Genomic DNA, 16,070 nt, shown 5'->3' with positions numbered 1-16,070 from the left:
GCATGACGACGGTACGCAGCCGCCGCAGGGCGGTGTCCCTCCGCTGAGGGCGTGGTCCTCTACCTCATTCGTAGTGGTAGCGGCACTGCGCGATCTGCACTGTGTCGTCCATGATCCGGTATGCAAGGCGGTGTTCCTGGTCGATGCGTCTCGACCAGAATCCTGCCCAGTTTCCGCGGAGCTGCTCCGGTTTGCCGATGCCTTGGTGGCCGTTGCGTCGGATGTCCTCGATCAAGGTGTTCACTCGTTTGAGCATCTGACGATCTCGTTGCCAGGTCAGATAGTCTTCCCAGCCTCGGCTGGCGAACTGGACCTTCACGCTGCCGACGCCTCGCCTGAACCGGCGTCGGGGTCGATCAGGTCGTGCATCTCCCCACCCCCGTTGCGCAGCTCTTCGACGGCTTCATTCAGACGGCGCGCGTTGGCGGGGCTGGCCATCAGGTAGGCCGTCTCCTTCAACGACTCGTACTCGCGCAGCGAGATGATGACCGCGGCCTCCCGGCCGGAACGGGTGACCACCACTTCCTCGGCGTCGTCCACGACATGGTCGAGCATCTTGGCCAGGTTCTGCCGGACTTCTGAGTAGGGAACGGTGCGCATGCTGCTGCCTTCCAAGCGTTTGTCGGCTCCGCCTGAAAACTGACCCCGTGGTTCCGGCTGAATTTTGACCCCTTCCGGAAGCATCGGGAGGTGCTGAGCGTGGAGGACTGGGCGGAGATCCGTCGGTTGCACCGGGCGGAGCGGATGGCGATCAAGGCCATCTGTCGCCGGTTGGGGGTCTCGCGGAACACGGTGCGTAAGGCCTTGGCCAGTCATGAGCCGCCTCGCTATCAGCGGGCGGCGAAGGGCTCGATCGTGGACGCGGTCGAGCCGCAGATCCGGGCGTTGTTGGCGGAGTTCCCGGACATGCCGACGACGGTGATCATGGAGCGGGTTGGGTGGGCCCGCGGCAAGACGGTGTTCGCCGATCGGGTGCAGCAGTTGCGGCCGTTGTTCCGCCGCCCGGACCCGGCCCAGCGGACGGAGTATCTGCCGGGCGAGTTGGCGCAGTGTGATCTGTGGTTCCCGCCGGCGGACGTGCCGTTGGGCTTCGGGCAGGTCGGCCGGCCGCCGGTGCTGGTGATGGTGTCCGGGTATTCGCGGTGGCTGTCAGCGGTGATGATCCCGACCCGGCAGTCACCGGACTTGCTGGTCGGGCACTGGACGCTGATCTCCGGCTGGGGACGGGTGCCCAAGGCGTTGGTGTGGGACAACGAGTCCGCCGTCGGGCAGTGGCGGGCTGGCAGGCCGCAGCTGACCGAGGCGATGAACGCCTTCCGCGGCACCCTCGGCATCAAGGTGATTCAGTGCCGACCGGCGGACCCGGAGGCCAAGGGCCTGGTCGAGCGGGCCAATGGCTATCTGGAAACCTCGTTCCTGCCCGGACGCCGTTTCGCCTCGCCCGGCGACTTCAACACCCAGCTCACCGACTGGCTGGTGGGGGCGAACAACCGCCAACACCGGATGCTGGGCTGCCGCCCGCTGGACCGGTGGGACGCCGACCGGGCCGCGATGCTGTCACTGCCACCGGTCGCGCCGGTGGTCGGCTGGCGCCAGGCCACCCGGCTGCCCCGCGATCACTACGTCCGCTTGGACGGCAACGACTACTCGGTGCACCCATCCGTGGTCGGCAGGCGGGTTGAGGTCACCGCCGACTGCGACCACGTGACGGTGGTCTCCGACGGCCGGCCCGTGGCCCGACATGACCGCTGCTGGGCAAGCCATCAGAGCATCACCGACCCTGCCCACCGGCAAGCCGCCGCCGACCTGCGCGTCGCTGCCCAACACAAGCCGACGACCGCGGTCGACGCCCAGGTCGAACGCCGGCCGTTGAGCGACTACGACCGCATGTTCGGCCTGGACGTCGAGGTGGCTGCGTGATGGTCGCCAAGACCAGCCGCAACGTCGCCTCGGAGATCGCGTTCCTCACCCGCGCCCTCAAGGCGCCGTCCCTCGCTGCCTCCGTCGAACGCCTGGCGGAGCGGGCCCGGGCCGAGTCATGGACGCACGAGGAGTTCCTCGCCGCCTGCCTGCAACGCGAAGTCGCCGCCCGCGAAGCCCACGGCGGCGAGGGACGTATCCGGGCAGCCAGGTTCCCCGCCCGCAAGAGCCTGGAGGAGTTCGACTTCGAGCACCAACGCTCTCTGAAGCGGGAGACGATCGCCCACCTGGGCACCCTCGACTTCGTGGCGTCGAAGGAGAACGTCGTCTTCCTGGGCCCGCCCGGCACCGGCAAGACCCACCTGTCCATCGGCCTGGGGATCCGGGCCTGCCAGGCCGGACACCGGGTCGCGTTCGCCACCGCCGCCCAATGGGTGTCCCGCCTCGCCGACGCCCACCACGCCGGCCGACTGCAAGACGAGCTCGTGAAGCTCGGCCGGATCCCGCTGCTGATCGTCGACGAGGTCGGCTACATCCCCTTCGAAGCCGAAGCGGCGAACCTGTTCTTCCAGCTCGTCTCCAACCGCTACGAACGAGCCTCGCTGATCGTCACCAGCAACAAGCCCTTCGGCCGCTGGGGCGAAGTGTTCGGCGACGACGTCGTCGCCGCAGCCATGATCGACCGCCTCGTCCACCACGCCGAGGTCATCTCGATGAAGGGCGACAGCTACCGGCTTAAAGACCGCGACCTCGGCCGCGTTCCCGCAGCCACCAAGACCAACGACTGAACATCAACAACCAGCGAGGGGGTCAAAATTCGGCCGGAACAGAGGGGTCAAAGTTCAGCCGGCGTTGACAGCGTTACGTACAATAAATTGTACAAGCTCGCCGGGGAGCTGCTCGTCAGATGGTCCGACGTCTGGCCTTGAACTGTCGATCAGGCTCAGGAGCGGTGCGGCGTAGCGGGAGCGGATCACCGGTGATCGTGGCGACGTGGTTCGCATGGTGATACCTCCGGCCCACCAGCACTTTCCCCGGTTGATCTCGATCTGAGTACAGCCATTTGTACAGCCAAGTCGGTCATGCCGTCCCCTCCTGGCCGAGAATTCGGTCAATGGCCGAGGCAGCCTGGCGAGCCCGCGCCGGCAGAACGTGGCCGAGGCGTACCGCAGGTCGGGTAGGTGCAGCCAATCCAGCCCGGCCATGCGGCAGTGGAGGCTCGACCAGTGCGTCTTCGGCGGCACGAACGCCAACCCCTGTTCCGTGCGCCCGGAGGGTCTGCCGCACGGATCAGTGATCAAGCCGTACCGAACTCCCCTGGCTCAGCCGGATCCGGACAAGAAGGCGCGAACAGTGTCGGCGAGCCGTGTTTGAGCGTCGTGATGCACCACGTGACCGGCGGGCAGCTCGGCAAGGCGAGCGTGGCCGGCGCGACGGGCGACCATTTCGCGAGCGTGGTCGGCCGCCAGTTCATCGCTACGCGTTCCACGAATCAGGAGAGTCGGGCAGGTCACCGAAACCCAATCCTGCCAGTGGTCACCGTTGAGTGCCTTCTGGGACGCCACCGTGTCATCGATGTCGAATGAGAAGCCCCAGCCGTCGTTGCGCTGACGGAAGGAACATGCCAGGTAGGGTGCCGCCGCGCCGAGGGCCGCGGTCAGCGCGTCGCGGGATGGCGCGTGACGGGGGAGGCTGGTCGTGAACGACCAATCAACGTCTAGGACCGCGCCGGCATCCTCGACGATGAGCGCGGTGACCTGGTCGGGGTACCGCCCGGCGTACTGGTAGGCGTTCACTCCGCCGAGCGAGTGGCCCAGTACCGCCGCAGGACCGACATCCACATGCTGGTGGAACGCGGCGACATCGGATACGTAGTCGTCACGCTCATAGCTCTCGGCACGGTCCGACGCTCCGTGCCCGCGCTGGTCGAGCGCGATCACCCGCCAGCGGGGTGCCAACGCCTCGGCCAGCGGTGCGAACGCCGACGCCTCGTTGTAGTGCCCGTGCAGAGCCAGGAGCGGGGCGCCCGATCCACCGAAGTCCAGATAGGACAGCTTTCGACCCTCAACCGCGAAGAACCCACGCATGACCTGGGATGCTAGACCCGTCGTCGTCGGCGGTACGGCAGCGCCGAGCGGTCGGTCGCCGTGCCCGATGCTAGGGGCGATGGCGGTTGACGGCAGATCGAGCCGGGGTACGAACGAGGGGTCGGTCAGGCGGGGGTGAGCAGGCAGAACTCGTTGCCTTCGGGGTCGGCGAGGACCCTCCACGGGATGTCGTCCTCGCCCAGGTCGACCACGGTGGCGCCGAGGGCACTCAGTCTGGTCGCCTCGGCTTCCAGGTCGTCTCCGGGGTACGGGCGGACGTCGAGGTGGACGCGGTTCCACACGGTCTTCACGTCGGGTGTCCGGATGAACTCCAGGTATGGTCCGACGCCCTTGGCGGAGCGCAGCACCGCCTGGCGGTCGGTGACCTCGTGCACGGTCCAGTCCGTGGCCTGCCCCCAGAATCGGGCCATGGCACGCGGATCGGCGCAGTCGACGACGATCGCGGCGATCGGCCCGGTGTCCCGGTAGACCGGTCGGGGTTCCAACACGCAGAACTCGTTTCCCTCCGGGTCGGCCAGGACCGTCCAAGGAACGTCGCCCTGGCCGACGTCGGCAGGTGTCGCGCCGAGGTCGATCAGCCGGGCGACCACCTGCTGCCGATGGTCGGCCGAGGTCGTGGCGAGGTCGACGTGCACCCGGTTCTTCACCGTCTTGGGTTCCGGGGAGACGACGAGGTCGATGCAGACGGCGACGGGGTCGGGATAGACGAAGCCCTCGGGTTCGAGGTTGGTCACGCCGGGTGCCTCGCTGGAAACTCCCCAGCTCAGCGCCTTCGCCCAGAACTCGCCGAGCGCGGAGTCGTCCTGAGCCTTCATGTTGATCTGCACGAGCCGGGTCGCCATGCCGACATGCTAGGGCCCGTTCCGCATCGACGGCACCGACTATCGACCGAGTGGGGTTCTACGTTTACCTGGACCGGGGGCGGGGATCCGCGGCCGTGCGTATTGACGTGGACGAACCGGATTCGGTCGAACAATTCTGGGATGGGATGCGGGAGGCGGCGGCTGCCGCCACCCGGCACCAGGACGACGACCTGTACGAGGCGATCGTCAAGATCGGTAGGTCCGCCCTGGCGCAGGGTGTCGAACTGGTGCCGTCGAGCGGGTTCTTTCTGCTGTGTCCAGTGTGCAGTGCCCTGTCGGGTCAACGCTGCATCAACGTTCCTGGTCATCCGCTGGACGACAGCAGACTTCACCGTGAGCGGATCGACCTGGCTGAGAAGGCGATCAGGGGTGAAGTGCCGCTCCCCGATCCGCTTCGATAATGACCTGTCGCGTCGTGCGTGCCACTTGTCATGCTCCACCGATGGATGAGCAGCCAGCCCCCGTCACCGTGCACATCTACTGTCGGGTCGAGGTGCTCGTCACCGATCCGGCGGCGGTCACCGGTCACGCGATCGCCGACCTGCGGGCGGCCGACATCGACTGGTCCGCGGAGGAGGACGGTCGGGAAGCGGCCGTCGAGGAACTTCGGTCGGACCTCGTGACCTCGTTGGCGGGTGTGGTGGACATCAGCCGGCTCGGCGAGGGCATTCCAGGGGTGGAGTTCCGGGGCGGTCTGTGCTGGGCCGAGCAGGGGCCCGCCCGGAACCCGTTCCGGGTCGGTGGGCGGTGACGATACGACTTGCGGTCAGGGGCGCGAGCGCCACCAGCGGTGGTCAATCCGCGTGCTCGGCCTCAAGCGAGGGCGCGGCGGTGTCGGGCCGTGCCTCCGGCAGATGTTCCACCAGCTTGGTGAGCACGCCGTTGGCGAAGGTGGCGCCGAGCGCCGACCCGGCCCCGATGGTCCAGCCGACCGGCCCGAGCGGAGTGCAACCGAAGAACTGGCTCACCCCGGGTGTCTGCACCACCACGGCCAACACCCCCAGCGACGCCGCAGTGGACGCCAGTACGGTCGGGCTGGTGCCCCCGGCCAGGACGGTCTGACCGAGCTGGGTGCCGACCAGGGACACCAGGGCGACCGTTCCGGCCCGCTGACGGCGGCCGGTGTACCGGGCCAACGTCCAGCCCGCCGTCGCGCCCAGCGTGGTGGCTGCCGCCCGCAGCCCGATCTCCCTGGTGAGGCTCTCCCCGAGCGCCAGGTCGGGACCCTCCCGGAGCAACCTGTCGGTGCGGTCCGACGCGGGTGGCCGGACCGCGATGGCCAGCGCCGGTGCCAGGTCGGTCAGCAGGTTGACCAGCAGCAGTTGTCGCCCGGTGAGCGCGGAACGACCCGTTGCCGCGGCGGTGAGCACGCTGAACGCGATCTCGCCGAGGTTGCCGCCGACCAGGATGCTGAGTGCGTGGCGCACCGACGACCACATGGCCCGCCCCTCGACGAGGGTGGCGATGATGGTCTCCAACCGGTCGTCGGTGACCACCAGGTCGGCGGCGGCACGCGCCGCCGGGGTGCCCCGTTGACCGAGAGCGATGCCGACGTCGGCCAGCCGGATCGCCGGAGCGTCGTTGGCGCCGTCGCCGGTCATCGCGACGGTCCGCCCACACTTCTGCAACGCCTGGATGATCCGCACCTTGTGGGCGGGGGTGCAGCGGGCCACCACGTCGGTGTTCGCCAGCCGGTCCGCGAGCGCGTCGTCGTCCAGTCGGTCGAGTTCACCGGCGGTGACGACCCGCTGCTCGTCGTGTTCGCTGATGGTGGCGGCGATCGCCTCGGCGGTGGCCGGATGATCACCGGTGATCATGATGGTGTGCACACCGGCCTGCCGGATCCGGCGTACCGCCGGGGCGGCGCTCTCCCGAACCCCGTCCGCCAGGGCCAGGAAACCCACGAAGGTCAGCCCTCGCACGTCGGAGTCGGTCACCTCCGGGTCGGTCACCGGGCACTCCGCGACGGCGAGGATCCGGTTTCCCGCCCCGGCCCGGTCGGCGAGCATCCGCTCCAGCTCGGCGCGGCCGGCGTCGTCCAACGGCTGCTGGGTGCCGTCCATGCGCCGCGCCGAACAACGCGGCAGGACCGTCTCCGGAGCACCCTTGACGCTCAGCAGCAGGTGGCCGTCGGTCTCGCCGATACTCGCGTGATAGCCACGGGACGGCTCGAACGGCAGCCCTCCGGTCGCCCGCCAACCGGGAGCGCCGGTCTGCTCCACCACTCCGGCATCCCCGGCACCCCGCCGGACCGCCCGGTCGGTCTGCAACGCCAACTCCTCCGGGTTCGCCGCCGCCGGAGTAGCCCGCAACGCCGCGGCCAGCGTCAACTGGAGTCGGTCGTCCAGCCGGTCCACCGGGGCGTACCGGTCGCCGGCACTGTCGCCGACCCCGGCCAGCAGCAACTGCCCCTCGGTCAGAGTGCCGGTCTTGTCGAAGCAGAGCACGTCCACCCGGCCCAGCGCCTCGATGGTGCGCGGGTTCCGGACCAACGCGCCGTGCTCGGCGAGGCGCCGGGCGGCGGCCAGCTGCGCCGCGCTCACCAGGAACGGCAGCCCCTCCGGCACCGACGCCACGGCCAGGTTCGCGGCGGTCGCCGCCGTTTCGGCCAGGGGTACGCCCCGAAGCAGCCCCGCACCCGCCACCGCCACCGCCGAGCCGGCGGCCAACGGGATGGCGGTGCTGGTCAACGAGCCGAGCCGGGCTTCCACCCCGCTCGTCGGCGGAGCCTGCCGGACCAGAGCGAGGCTGCGGCCGGATTCGGTGTCCGATCCGGTCGCCACCACCACGGCGGTTCCGTGTCCGGCGGCGACCGTCGTTCCCTCGTACAGCATCGAGTGGCGGTCGGCGATCGCGGCGGCCACCACCGGCCGGTTGGACTTCGCGACCGGCAACGACTCCCCGGTCAGCGAGGACTCGTCCGCCTCCAGGCCCACCGATTCGAGCACCCGGCAGTCGGCGGGCACCGAGTCGCCCGGTTCGAGGGCGATGACGTCACCCAGGACCAGGTCCCCGGCGGCGACGACCTGCTCGGCGCCGTCCCGACGGACCCGTGCCGTCACCGCCGACCGGGACAGCAACTCCGCCAGCGACCGTTCCGTGTTCCGCTCGTGGACCGCGCCGATCAGGGCGGAGCCACCGACGACGCTGCCCACCAGCGCGGCGTCGACAAGCGATCCGAACGACGCGGAGAGCACCGCACCGGCGGCCAGCACCGGGGTCAACGGGTTGGACAACTCCTCCACGAAGGCGCGCATCAAACCACCGGTACCGGGCCCGGAGTCGCCGTCCCCCGCCGCTGCGTGGTGCCGGCGCTGCGCCTCCGCGCCGGTCAACCCGTCCGCCGTGCTGCGCAGCTGGTCGAGGACGGTGCCGACGGGCATCAGGTGCCAGGCGGTCGCGACGGGTGCCGGGGTGTCCGAACGGTCGTGCAGCCGACGGGCTCGCCAGACCCCGTTCGCGAAGGCCAACCCGGCCGCACCGTTGACGGCGACGAGCGCCTTGTGCGGCAACTGCGTCGGTGGGGCGGTGAACGCGCCGAGCGCACCGAGACCGCTGCCGGCCATGGACAGCCGGATGTTCTGCTTCGCCAACCGCCGGGCCACCCCGGTCGCCTCGATCACCAGGGCCACCACCCGCAGGTCGCCGCCGACCAGCAGGTGCGCCCCCCACGGCGGCAACTCGTCCGGGGCGGTGGTGAACCCGAGACCGCAGTCGGACGCGCCGAGCGCCTTGCGGTCCGCGGAGACCACCATCACCACCGCGCCGTCGCGCTGCAACGCGCGTACCGACTCGGTCAACCGGTCGCCGCCGGGCAGCAGCGCGTCGGCGAAGGCGTACCGTTGCTCGTCCCCACCGGCGACGACCAGCCGCAGGCCGGCCCTGCGGGCGGCGGCCGGGAGGCCGTCGACACCGGGCGCGGGTTCCGGCTCGACCCGCAACAGCGCGGCCAGCCGGTCCCCGTGTCGCAGACCGAGGAGCTGACCCCCGGCGGCCCGCAGCCGGTCGCCGTCCGGGATGTCAGCACCGTCGTTCGCGGGCATCTGGTCCAGCGGTCCGAGCCGCCAGTCGTCGGCGGTGCGGGACGCGGCCGGGTGGTCCGGGTCGAACAGCGCGAAGGCCCGCTCCGCCACCTGGTCGACGTCCGCTCCGGTCGCCGGGGCCAGATCGGCCAGTACGCCCCGGTCCGAGCCGAGCACTGCCGCGTCCAGCACGAGCGTGTCGATCCGGTCCAGTTCCCGCAGCACGCTGCGGTCCATGGCGATCACGCCACGCCGGGCCAGCATCCAACCGAGTTGGGCGGCGTACCCCTCGCGCCCGCTACCGGGTGCCTTGGGAAGGGCGGCCAGGCCCAGCGCGGTGGCCCGCTTGGGCCCGGCGAACGGCATCGCCGCCGCCCCGGCGGCCGCGCCCGCGGCCAGCATCTTGTTGATGTACCGCTCGACGGGGCCGTCCGGCTTCGGACGAGGGCGGTCGATCACCGGCCAGCGGGCCGTCGCGCGGTCCGGGTGGCCGGTGAGCCGTGGTTCGGCGCGCTCCCAGGCGGAGAGTTGAGCCCGCGCCTCGCCCCACTGCACCACCCGCTGGGCGCCGTCCAGGACGATCCCGGTCCAGCGACCGGTCAAACCCTGCACCACCGCCTCGGCCAGGGGGAAGAGGATGTCGGCGCGGGGGTCGGAGCGCAGCCGTTTGCCGACGAACTCGTGCAGCTTCGGCTGTAGATCCACAGCGGCCAGCAGGCCGGAAACCTCACCGGGCAGCGGCGCGAACGGCAGGATCCGGGTGGCCGCCGAGATGGTGAGGCCCAGCGCGTCCGAGGCGAGGCCGCCGAGGGTGCGCGGAGTTCGGGGCCCCTCCTCCGGTGGGTGCGGCGGAGGGATCTCCGGGTCGGGTTCGTGGTCGCAGGTCTGCTCGACCCGGCTGATCGTGGCGATCAGGTCACGCATCGCCGGTTCGGGGTTCTGGACGGCGACCACCACCCGGCCGGACGGGGCGTTGACCCGGGCCCAGGCCACTCCCGGCATCCGCTCCAGCGCGTCCTCCACCTGGCGCGCCAGCCGGTTGCCGCCGTCCTGGCACACGCCGTGGACCTCGATGTGGTGCCGGCCCGGCCGCGACCAGACCCGACGACGGCTCAGCCCGACGGTCCGGGCCAGCCTGGTCGCGGCCGAGTTGACGGTCCGCGCCGCCTCGCCGAACAGGTGCGGCACGCCGGCCATCTAGTCCTCCCACCGCCTCGCGTCCGGCGGCCTGGCTTCCCGACCTGCCGTCCGTTATGCCCCGCCAGTGGCGCAACTTTCCGCCGAGGCCGGGGCATGGACGGGGTGGGGTGTGGAATCCGACGACAATCACCGGACACGGGGAGGCCGGAATGAGCACGCTGACGCGACACCTCAACGGCTCGCGCGAGAACGTCCAGATGTATCAGCGACGGGTCGACCTGCCGATGCTGGGCGAGGTGGCGGTACCACCACCGGACAAGATCGTCTACTACGCGGGGCTCGGGGCGCTGGCCGCGCTCCAGGTCATCGAGTGGCCGATCGCCCTGGTGATCACCGCCGGTCACCTCCTGGCCGACCAACATTTTTCCGGCCTCGTGCGCGGGGTTGGGGAGGCGTTGCAGGACGCCTGACGAGAGCCGGATCACCAGGGTTTGACATGAATCAGGGTTGAGGTCGCATCCTCGCTGGATGTCGACCACACCAACAGCCGCACCCGCAGCACCGGGGCTGTTCGCGCCCCGACTGCGGGCGATGACCGTGGGCAGCGTCGCGTTGATCTCGTTGCTCGCGTTCGAGGCGTTGGCCGTCGGTACGGCGATGCCCACCGTCGCCCGCAGCCTGGACGGGCTGGCGCTGTACGGGATCGCGTTCGGAGGATCGTTCGCCACGGGTGTGCTGGCCATGGTGGTGTCCGGTATCTGGTGCGACGCACGGGGCCCTCGGGGGCCGATGTGGCACGGCGTCGCCTGGTTCGTGGTCGGTCTGCTGATCGCCGGGACCGCCCCCGTGATGAGCGCGCTGGTCGTCGGGCGGGCGGTGCAGGGTTTCGGCTCCGGGCTGCTCTCGGTGGCGCTCTACGTGATCGTGGGGCAGGCGTACCCGCAGGACCTGCATCGGAAGATCTTCGCGGCGTTCGCTGCGGCGTGGGTCGTACCGTCGCTGGTGGGACCCGCGGTCGCGGGCCTGATCGTGCAGTACCTGGGCTGGCGGTGGGTGTTCCTGGCGGTCCCGGCGGTGGCCGTGCCGGCGGTCCTGCTGATCCATCCGGGCCTTCGGTCGCTGGGCCGGAGCGTGACGACCGGTCCGCCGGCCGGCGCGGCGGCGCGGATCGTCTGGGCGTTCGGTGCCGCGGTGAGCGCCGCACTGCTGCACATCGGGGGTCAGCAGCGCGACGTCTCCGCCCTGGTGCTGATCGTGGTCGCCGTGGTGGGTCTGGTGGTCTGCTCCCCGCGTCTGCTGCCGGCCGGGTTCCTCCGAGCCGCTCGCGGGCTGCCTACCGTCGTCGGATTGCGTGGTCTGGCGTCGGCGGCGTTCGTGGGCGCCGAGGTCGTCATCCCGTTGATGCTCTCCCGGGAGCGGGGCCTCTCGCCGACCGCGGCCGGGCTGGTCCTCACGGTCGGGGCGTTGGCCTGGTCGGTGGGCTCCTGGTTGCAGGGCCGGATTCCGGTGCCGGCCTCCCGGGCCAGCCTGCCGCGCGCCGGGTTGACCTGCATCACCGTCGGCACCGCAACGGTGGCGTTGGCCGTCCGGCCGGAGCTGCCGGTGACCGTCGCGGTGATCGGCTGGGCGGTCGCCGGTCTCGGCATGGGCTTGCTCTACCCGTCGCTGTCGGTGCTCACCCTGGAGTTGTCCGCCCCGGGTGAGCAAGGCCGCAACAGCTCGTCGCTGCAACTGGGCGACTCTCTCTTCGCGGCCACCGTGCTGGCGCTGACCGGGGCCGTGCTGGCGGCGGGTAGCGCCCCCGGCCCGGCCAGTTACACGGCGACCCTGGTGGTGGCGGCGGGCCTCGCCCTGCTCGGGGCGCTGCTGGCCGGCCGCGTCGTGGTGGGCGGGAGCACCCGACCGATCGGGTGATCCGGGGAAACGGCCGCATCCGAGCCGGTCGGGCCGGAAGGATGACGGGCGATGAACCTCCTGACCATCCTGCCGCTCGCCGTGGTGATGGTCGCCGGGTCCCAACTGGTCGTGGCGGTCTTCCTCGCCTCGTCGAACCGGCCCCGGGCGGCGTCGCTGGCCTTCCTCGGCGGCGCCGGGCTGGTCGTCACGGCCGGGGTTACGGTGAGCTGGCTGTTGACCCGTTGGGTGGGCGGCCTGGCCGCCGACGCCAGCGCCGTCGCCGGCAAGATCGACCGCGGTCCCGCCATCGACCTCGTGGTCCTCGTGCTGTTGGTCTGCCTGGCCGCGGTGGTGTGGGTACGCCGTGACCGGTCCGGTCCACCGAGATGGTTGGGCAGCATCGAGCGCGCCGAGCCCCGGCAAACGATGCGGCTGGGCGCATTGCTCTTCGTGGTGACACCCACCGACGACCTGACCATGGCCGCCGTCGGCGCGAGCGTGGCCCGGCACAACCTGCCGTGGTGGCACCTGGTGCCGTTCGTGCTGGTCACCGTGCTCCTGCTCGCCGTGCCCCTGCTGGCGTTGCTGCTGCTCGGAGACAAGGCGGCACGGGTGCTGACCCGGATGCGGGAATGGGCCGAGGGGCACGCCTGGATCGTCAACGAGATCGTGATCGCGTTCTTCGCACTGCTGACCGTGCTGGACCTGGTCCGCTCCGGGTGAGCCGCCGCACACCCGGTCACGGGAGTACCGCTTGTGCCGTCGACACCGAGTGGGCCGACGGCTCATCGATCGAAACGGTGTGCCGCGGCTCGCGGCCGGAGCGAGGAGGACGAGATGAGGGTTCTGGTCACCGGAGCGGGTGGTCGTCTCGGGCGTGCGGTGCTCGCCCGGCTGCACGACGACGGCGTCACCGTCCGGGCCACCAGCCGGCAACCGCGTACCGGCTCCGACGTCGAGTGGGTGGTGGCGGACCTCGTGACCGGCGACGGGCTGGACGAGGCGGTGTCCGGGGTGGACGCCGTGCTGCACCTGGCGTCCGCTCCGCAGGGCGGGCAGACCTACCAGGTGGACGTGCTGGGCACCCGGCGGCTCGTGGTGGCCGCCGCCGCCGCCGGTGTGGGGCACCTCGTCTACATCTCGATCGTCGGGGTGGATCGGGTGCCGATCCCGTACTACCGGCACAAACTCTCCGCCGAGCAGGTGGTCGCGGCCGGACCGGTGCCGTGGTCGGTGCTGCGGGCCACCCAGTTCCCGCAGTTCCTCGACGACCTGCTCAAATCCAGCTCACGGCTGGGACCGGTGATCGGCGACCGGGCGGTGCTCGCCCAACCGGTCGACCCGGGCGAGGTGGCGGCGCGGTTGGCGGCACGGCTGGTCGCCGGTCCGCTGGGCGGCATCGAGGAGTACGGCGGCCCGCAGGTGCTTCGCTTCGACGAGGCGGTCCGCGCCTGGCGGGCGGCCCGGGGCTCGCGCCGACCCCTGCTGCCGGTACGGATCCCCGGGCGGCTCGGTCGCGAGTTGCGCGCCGGTGGTCTCGTCACCGAGGCACTGCCCCGGGGCGTCCGTACCTGGGCCGATCACCTCGCTGACACGTACGGGGGAACCGGCCGGAAATGAGAGCAACAACGGTTCACGTTCGCTTTACGGTGACGCCATGTTCGTTGTCGTCACCACGGTGATCCTCTACGTCTTCGGCTTCGTCTTCCTCTACGGCGTGATCCGGCTGGGTGTCCGGCACGCGATGGAGGACCTTGAGCTGCAACGGGCCCGGGCCCGGCGCGAGGAGGAGTTGGCGGCCGCTCGCGACCGCTCCTTCATGCGCGACAACGCGTTCCTCGCCGGCAGTTGAGCAGCGGGGCGGTCCGGCCCGGGCCGGTGGTGTCGCGGGACGGCCCGGGAGCCGTCGGGCGGTTCGGCAGCACGGATGCGAGGATCGCACCCGTGATGGGAACGCTGAAGACCGAACCGGCCCGCGCCCGCCTCGACCTGCTGGCCCCGCCGGTGGCGGAGGCCATCGCACAGTGGCCCGCCGACGCCCCGGTGGACGTCAACGACGTGCTGGTGGCGCCGATCGACGCCGACCTCGCCGACACGGCCGCGTTCTGCGAGGCGTACGAGGTGGGGCTGGACGTGTCGGCCAACTGCGTGGTGGTGGCGGGCAAGCGTGACGGCGTGGTGCGGTACGCGGCCTGCATCGTCCTGGCCACCACCCGGGCCGACGTGAACGGGGTGGCCCGCCGGACGCTCGACGTGCGGAAGGCGAGCTTCGCGCCGATGGCCGACGCGGTCGAGTTGACCGGCATGGAGTACGGCGGCATCACTCCGATCGGGCTGCCGGCGCAGTGGCCGATCCTGGTGGACTCGCGGGTGATCGCCACCCCACACGTGATCATCGGCTCCGGCGTACGGCACAGCAAGATCGCACTGCCGGGGCCGGCGTTGGGCGCGCTGCCCGGTGCCCAGGTGGTGGAAGGGCTGGCCAGGCCGGCCTGACCAGCCACCGGCATCGATGTCGTTGCACGTGAAACATCGTGATCATCGGTGCCGGGTGCCGGGTGCCGGGTGCCGGGTGCTGCGACCGCTCAGTGGGCTGCGGCCTCGCGCTGCTCGACCTCGGCGATCGCGGCGAGCAACGTCTGCACCTCCTGCGCACCGGAGACGGCGTACTTCCCGGCGAGGACGAACATCGGCACGCCGGTGATGCCGAGGTCCCGGGCGGTGGCGAGCTGGGCCTCGACGTCGGCGACGCGCTCGTCGGAGTCGAGGAACCGTCGTGCGTCGGCCGCGTCCAGGCCGATGTCACCGGCGAGCGCGGCCAGCGCCTCCCGGGAGCCGACGTCGATGCCGTTGTTGAAGTGCGCCTGGTAGAGCGCCTCCACCATCTCGGCCGCCCGACCCCGGTCGGTGGCGTACGAGACCAACCGGTGGGCGTCGAAGGTGTTCGCGATCACCGCGCGGTCGTAGTCCAGCCGCAGGCCGTCACCCGCCGCGACCTGGGTCACGTGGGCGACCATCTGCCGGGCGCGCTCCGGGCCGCCGAACTTGCCGGCCAACGCCTCCACCAGCGGGAGCGGCTCGGGTACCGGCGACGGGTCGAGCTGGAACGGCCGGTAACGGACCGTCACCTCGCCCTCATAACCGGCGAGGGCCTCGTCCAGGCGGCGCTTGCCGATGTAGCACCACGGGCAGATGACGTCCGCGTAGATCTCGATCTCCATGATCGGAAGGAACCTCGCGGTCAGCCGAGTTGTTCCCGCACCTGGCGCTTCAGCCGGCCCAGGATCGCCGTGCCGCCGCGAATCCGCAGCGGGCTGATCGCCTGCGCCAGGCCCATCCGCTGGTAGAGGTCGTCCGGCACGGCCAGCACCTGCTCGGCGCTCGAACCCGCCAGCCCTTCGGCGAGGATCCCGGCGAACGCCCGGGTGGTCGGTGCCTCCGGCGGGCAGTCGAAGATCGTCGTCACGGTGCCCTCCGGGGTGACCTTGGCCCGCAGGAAGAACGACGTCTGACACTCCGGCACCTGCTCCATGCCCTCGCGCTCGACGGTGCCCTCCGGCAGCACCGGGATGACGTCCGCGTACTCCAGGAGCATCTCCAGCACCAGGTCGCGCGGGGCGGCGGCGAACTCGTCGACGATCTCGGCCAGTCGGGCCGGCATGTCAGCCATGCGTCGAGGCTACCGCCGGCCGTTCTCACACCGTGGGTGACTGCTCGCTGATCTCGCTGAGCGCGCTGGTGGGGTCGAGCTGCATGGCCAGATCGCCGAGCGAGACGATCCCGACCAGCTTGCGATCGCTGTCACAGACCAGCACCCGTCGGATGCCCCGGTCCCGCATGAGCGCCGCCGCCTCACCCGCCGTGCAGTGCTGCTCGATCATGACGACCTCGCGGGTGACGATCGAGCCGATGGTGGTGGCCGCGGGGGAGCTGTTCTCCGCCACGGCCCGCACCACGATGTCACGGTCGGTGAGCATCCCGGCGAGGCTGGCGCCGTCGGTGACCACCACGTCGCCGATGTCCGCCTCCTTCATCACCCTGGCCGCCTCGTCCAGGGTGGTCTCGACCGGCAGGTACACGACCTGTTTGGTCATCACGTCACTGACCCGGTATTCGGTCAC

At 70.9% G+C, this 16,070-nt stretch carries 18 protein-coding genes; 10 read left to right on the top strand and 8 right to left on the bottom strand.

Features of this window, described 5'->3' with window-relative positions:
* Positions 1–64 precede the first annotated feature (64 nt).
* Together O7617_RS11955 and O7617_RS11950 are read right to left on the bottom strand one after the other, a co-directional pair.
* The gene (locus O7617_RS11955) at positions 65–319 is read right to left on the bottom strand and encodes a Txe/YoeB family addiction module toxin (protein ID WP_282263518.1); all 255 of its coding nucleotides are present in this window, start codon (positions 317–319) and stop codon (positions 65–67) included.
* Positions 316–600: a type II toxin-antitoxin system prevent-host-death family antitoxin gene (locus tag O7617_RS11950; RefSeq protein ID WP_282263517.1), complete on the bottom strand. Its 285-nt coding sequence runs from the start codon at positions 598–600 to the stop codon at positions 316–318. The genes O7617_RS11955 and O7617_RS11950 overlap by 4 nt, the downstream gene beginning before the upstream one ends.
* A gap of 90 nt (positions 601–690) precedes the next feature.
* Between O7617_RS11950 and istA the strand changes: the two genes are divergently transcribed.
* Together istA and istB are read left to right on the top strand one after the other, a co-directional pair.
* Entirely contained in the window at positions 691–1,920 is a 1,230-nt protein-coding gene (gene istA / locus O7617_RS11945; RefSeq protein WP_282258131.1) for an IS21 family transposase, read from the top strand.
* On the top strand, positions 1,920–2,708 hold the full coding sequence (gene istB / locus O7617_RS11940; RefSeq protein WP_282263516.1) for an IS21-like element helper ATPase IstB: 789 nt from the start codon (positions 1,920–1,922) through the stop codon (positions 2,706–2,708). Before istA ends, istB begins: the two co-directional genes overlap by 1 nt.
* Before the next feature lie 534 nt (positions 2,709–3,242).
* Here istB and O7617_RS11935 read toward each other — a convergent pair.
* Positions 3,243–4,007, bottom strand: a complete 765-nt coding sequence (locus O7617_RS11935; protein WP_282263514.1) for an alpha/beta hydrolase — start codon at positions 4,005–4,007, stop codon at positions 3,243–3,245.
* Positions 4,008–4,132: 125 nt separating this feature from the next.
* The gene (locus tag O7617_RS11930; protein WP_282263513.1) at positions 4,133–4,870 is read right to left on the bottom strand and encodes a VOC family protein; all 738 of its coding nucleotides are present in this window, start codon (positions 4,868–4,870) and stop codon (positions 4,133–4,135) included.
* Positions 4,871–4,965: 95 nt separating this feature from the next.
* Here O7617_RS11930 and O7617_RS11925 point away from each other — a divergent pair, with 95 nt between their 5' ends.
* A complete protein-coding gene (locus tag O7617_RS11925) occupies positions 4,966–5,292 on the top strand; it encodes a hypothetical protein (protein WP_282263512.1) in 327 nt (108 codons plus the stop codon).
* Positions 5,293–5,333: 41 nt separating this feature from the next.
* Complete coding sequence (locus O7617_RS11920; protein WP_282263510.1) at positions 5,334–5,642, top strand: hypothetical protein; 309 nt, start codon at positions 5,334–5,336, stop codon at positions 5,640–5,642.
* Between the two features lie 43 nt (positions 5,643–5,685).
* Here O7617_RS11920 and O7617_RS11915 read toward each other — a convergent pair whose 3' ends face one another.
* Positions 5,686–10,110, bottom strand: coding sequence for an HAD-IC family P-type ATPase (locus O7617_RS11915; protein WP_282263509.1), 4,425 nt, complete (start codon positions 10,108–10,110; stop codon positions 5,686–5,688).
* 152 nt (positions 10,111–10,262) lie between these two features.
* On the opposite strand from O7617_RS11915, the gene O7617_RS11910 reads away from it, so the two are divergent.
* From O7617_RS11910 to O7617_RS11885, 6 genes are all read left to right on the top strand, one after another.
* A complete protein-coding gene (locus O7617_RS11910; RefSeq protein ID WP_282263507.1) occupies positions 10,263–10,523 on the top strand; it encodes a hypothetical protein in 261 nt (86 codons plus the stop codon).
* 58 nt (positions 10,524–10,581) lie between these two features.
* Complete coding sequence (locus tag O7617_RS11905) at positions 10,582–11,967, top strand: MFS transporter (RefSeq protein WP_282263505.1); 1,386 nt, start codon at positions 10,582–10,584, stop codon at positions 11,965–11,967.
* A 51-nt stretch (positions 11,968–12,018) separates the two neighbouring features.
* Positions 12,019–12,672 (top strand): GAP family protein, encoded by a 654-nt coding sequence (locus O7617_RS11900; RefSeq protein ID WP_282263504.1) that lies wholly within the window; start codon positions 12,019–12,021, stop codon positions 12,670–12,672.
* A gap of 114 nt (positions 12,673–12,786) precedes the next feature.
* Positions 12,787–13,569, top strand: coding sequence for an NAD(P)H-binding protein (locus O7617_RS11895; RefSeq protein WP_282263503.1), 783 nt, complete (start codon positions 12,787–12,789; stop codon positions 13,567–13,569).
* Positions 13,570–13,606: 37 nt separating this feature from the next.
* Positions 13,607–13,801, top strand: a complete 195-nt coding sequence (locus O7617_RS11890) for a hypothetical protein (protein WP_282263502.1) — start codon at positions 13,607–13,609, stop codon at positions 13,799–13,801.
* A gap of 95 nt (positions 13,802–13,896) precedes the next feature.
* Positions 13,897–14,445, top strand: a complete 549-nt coding sequence (locus O7617_RS11885; RefSeq protein ID WP_145778307.1) for a YbaK/EbsC family protein — start codon at positions 13,897–13,899, stop codon at positions 14,443–14,445.
* Between the two features lie 89 nt (positions 14,446–14,534).
* Here O7617_RS11885 and O7617_RS11880 read toward each other — a convergent pair whose 3' ends face one another.
* The 3 genes from O7617_RS11880 to O7617_RS11870 are packed head-to-tail and all read right to left on the bottom strand — an operon-like array spanning position 14,535 to position 16,070.
* Positions 14,535–15,170, bottom strand: coding sequence for a DsbA family oxidoreductase (locus O7617_RS11880; protein WP_282263498.1), 636 nt, complete (start codon positions 15,168–15,170; stop codon positions 14,535–14,537).
* 20 nt (positions 15,171–15,190) lie between these two features.
* On the bottom strand, positions 15,191–15,619 hold the full coding sequence (locus O7617_RS11875) for a SufE family protein (RefSeq protein WP_282263497.1): 429 nt from the start codon (positions 15,617–15,619) through the stop codon (positions 15,191–15,193).
* 25 nt (positions 15,620–15,644) lie between these two features.
* Positions 15,645–16,070, bottom strand: a complete 426-nt coding sequence (locus O7617_RS11870) for a CBS domain-containing protein (RefSeq protein ID WP_282263496.1) — start codon at positions 16,068–16,070, stop codon at positions 15,645–15,647.

The organism is Micromonospora sp. WMMD1155 (assembly GCF_029581275.1).
Taxonomy (GTDB): Bacteria; Actinomycetota; Actinomycetes; order Mycobacteriales; family Micromonosporaceae; genus Micromonospora.
Note: the sequence above shows the minus strand (reverse complement) of the source record. Positions and strands in the feature narration are given on the sequence as shown.

Coding starts and splice junctions, on each gene's coding strand:
- O7617_RS11895 (WP_282263503.1), top strand. CDS start 12,787: ATGAGGGTTCTGGTCACCGGAGCGGGTGGTCGTCTCGGGCGTGCGGTG.
- O7617_RS11930 (WP_282263513.1), bottom strand. CDS start 4,870: ATGGCGACCCGGCTCGTGCAGATCAACATGAAGGCTCAGGACGACTCC.
- O7617_RS11880 (WP_282263498.1), bottom strand. CDS start 15,170: ATGGAGATCGAGATCTACGCGGACGTCATCTGCCCGTGGTGCTACATC.
- O7617_RS11890 (WP_282263502.1), top strand. CDS start 13,607: ATGTTCGTTGTCGTCACCACGGTGATCCTCTACGTCTTCGGCTTCGTC.
- O7617_RS11885 (WP_145778307.1), top strand. CDS start 13,897: ATGGGAACGCTGAAGACCGAACCGGCCCGCGCCCGCCTCGACCTGCTG.
- O7617_RS11910 (WP_282263507.1), top strand. CDS start 10,263: ATGAGCACGCTGACGCGACACCTCAACGGCTCGCGCGAGAACGTCCAG.
- O7617_RS11875 (WP_282263497.1), bottom strand. CDS start 15,619: ATGGCTGACATGCCGGCCCGACTGGCCGAGATCGTCGACGAGTTCGCC.
- O7617_RS11935 (WP_282263514.1), bottom strand. CDS start 4,007: ATGCGTGGGTTCTTCGCGGTTGAGGGTCGAAAGCTGTCCTATCTGGAC.
- O7617_RS11905 (WP_282263505.1), top strand. CDS start 10,582: ATGTCGACCACACCAACAGCCGCACCCGCAGCACCGGGGCTGTTCGCG.
- O7617_RS11915 (WP_282263509.1), bottom strand. CDS start 10,110: ATGGCCGGCGTGCCGCACCTGTTCGGCGAGGCGGCGCGGACCGTCAAC.
- O7617_RS11900 (WP_282263504.1), top strand. CDS start 12,019: ATGAACCTCCTGACCATCCTGCCGCTCGCCGTGGTGATGGTCGCCGGG.
- O7617_RS11950 (WP_282263517.1), bottom strand. CDS start 600: ATGCGCACCGTTCCCTACTCAGAAGTCCGGCAGAACCTGGCCAAGATG.
- istB (WP_282263516.1), top strand. CDS start 1,920: ATGGTCGCCAAGACCAGCCGCAACGTCGCCTCGGAGATCGCGTTCCTC.
- O7617_RS11920 (WP_282263510.1), top strand. CDS start 5,334: ATGGATGAGCAGCCAGCCCCCGTCACCGTGCACATCTACTGTCGGGTC.